Raw genomic sequence first — 2075 nt, 5'->3', positions numbered from 1 at the left:
CCCTTCCGGGACCGCCGCCTCCGTCATGCCGTGGCGCCGCTCAGGCCCTGCCCGGGCCTAGTTGAACGAGTCGCCGCAGGCGCAGGAGCCCGAGGCGTTCGGGTTGTCGATGGTGAAGCCCTGCTTCTCGATGGTGTCCACGAAGTCGATGGAGGCGCCGCCGAGGTAGGGGGCGCTCATGCGGTCGGTGACGACCTTGACACCGTCGAAGTCCTTGATGACATCGCCGTCGAGCGAGCGCTCGTCGAAGAAGAGCTGGTAGCGCAGGCCGGAGCAGCCACCGGGCTGAACCGCGACGCGCAGCGCCAGATCGTCCCGGCCTTCCTGGTCCAGCAGCGCCTTGACTTTGGCCGCGGCGGCGTCGGAGAGGAGGATGCCATCACTCACGGTCTGGGTCTCGTCCGATACGGACATCTGCTTCATCACTCCCGGGATGGGTCTCCCCAGCCAGCGGCGGGGACATACGGAGACTGCTTGCCGACCGGTGCAACCGGCCCGGCCGTGCATTCATTCCGCGCGGGCGGCGCGGTTTTCCCCTTCATGCTCGCATACCGGCCCCCGGAGGGCCTCGTACCGCCGGTCGGTCCCGGACCCGGTGGGCGCGCGGTGGGTCCGGGATGGCCGAGGGACGAACGGCTGACGAACAGGGGATGCGTCACATTGACGCAATGGTCATCGTCAAAGTGACATAAAGCAGATATGATAGATAGCGTCAATTAGACGAAAAGTCTCTGCCAGAGAAAGAAAGGGTGTGTGTCGTGACCACCGCCCAAACCCGTACGGAGTCGCTCGACGTGCAGCCGACGCCGCTTGCCCTGCTGCTGCTCGGCCGCGAGGCCGACCCCCGGAGCGAGCGCGGTGTGGAGTGTCCCGGCGATCTGCCGTCCCCGTCCGACCCCGATCTGGTGGAGCGCGCCCGTGCGGCCAAGGAGAAGCTCGGCGACCGGGTCTTCGTCCTCGGCCACCACTACCAGCGCGACGAGGTCATCCAGTTCGCCGATGTCACCGGCGACTCCTTCAAGCTGGCGCGGGACGCGGCGGCCCGGCCCGCCGCGGAGTACATCGTCTTCTGCGGTGTGCACTTCATGGCCGAGTCGGCGGACATCCTGACCTCCGACGACCAGAAGGTGGTCCTGCCCGATCTCGCCGCCGGATGCTCGATGGCCGATATGGCCACCGCCGAGCAGGTCGCCGAGTGCTGGGACGTCCTGACGGACGCGGGCATAGCCGAACAGGTGGTGCCCGTCTCCTATATGAACTCCTCGGCCGACATCAAGGCGTTCACCGGCAGGCACGGCGGCACCATCTGCACCTCCTCCAACGCCAAGCGCGCCCTGGACTGGGCCTTCGAGCAGGGCGAGAAGGTGCTCTTCCTGCCCGACCAGCACCTGGGCCGCAACACCGCCGTCCGGGACATGGGCATGTCGCTGGACGACTGCGTGGTCTACAACCCGCACAAGCCGGGCGGCGGGCTGACCGTGGAGCAGCTCCGCGCCGCGAAGATGATCCTGTGGCGGGGCCACTGCTCGGTCCACGGACGGTTCTCGCTGGAGTCGGTGGCGGACGTACGGCGGCGGATCCCCGGCGTCAATGTGCTGGTCCACCCGGAGTGCAAGCACGAGGTCGTCGCGGCGGCGGACCAGGTGGGCTCCACGGAATACATCATCAAGGCCCTGGAGGCCGCCCCGGCGGGCTCGGCATGGGCGATCGGCACCGAGCTGAACCTGGTGCGGCGGCTCGCCAACGCCCACCCGGACAAGGAGATCGTCTTCCTCGACCGGACCGTCTGCTTCTGCTCCACCATGAACCGGATCGATCTGCCGCATCTGGTCTGGACGCTGGAGTCGCTGGCGGAGGGCACGCTGGTCAACCAGATCCAGGTGGACCAGGAGACGGAGAGCTTCGCCAAGCTGGCGCTGGAGCGGATGCTCGCGCTGCCGTAGGTCATGCCGCACCGGGTCGGCGGCCCGCCCTCCCGTACGTCTCCACCCCCAGGTGGAGCCTCTCCACCCCCGGCGGTCGAGGCGACCACCCACGGGTGGGGGAACGGCGCCCGGCCCGGCACCCATCACGGG

At 68.4% G+C, this 2075-nt stretch carries 2 protein-coding genes; one reads left to right on the top strand and one right to left on the bottom strand.

Annotation, left to right across the window (positions count from 1 at the left end):
* Window positions 1-57: 57 nt before the first annotated feature.
* Window positions 58-414, bottom strand: coding sequence for a HesB/IscA family protein (locus tag ACFVIM_RS34865; RefSeq protein ID WP_384310325.1), 357 nt, complete (start codon window positions 412-414; stop codon window positions 58-60).
* 335 nt (window positions 415-749) lie between these two features.
* Between ACFVIM_RS34865 and nadA the strand changes: the two genes are divergently transcribed.
* Window positions 750-1943 carry a quinolinate synthase NadA gene (gene nadA, locus ACFVIM_RS34860; RefSeq protein WP_384310323.1) on the top strand — a complete coding sequence of 398 codons (1194 nt, stop codon included), beginning with the start codon at window positions 750-752 and terminating at the stop codon, window positions 1941-1943.
* Window positions 1944-2075: the final 132 nt, after the last annotated feature.

This window comes from Streptomyces sp. NPDC057638 (genome assembly GCF_042800315.1).
Lineage (GTDB): Bacteria > Actinomycetota > Actinomycetes > Streptomycetales > Streptomycetaceae > Streptomyces.
This window is presented reverse-complemented; position numbering and strand designations above follow the sequence as displayed.

Excerpts from the sequence above, each read along its gene's own strand:
- ACFVIM_RS34865 (WP_384310325.1), bottom strand. The coding sequence starts at position 414 with ATGTCCGTATCGGACGAGACCCAGACCGTGAGTGATGGCATCCTCCTC.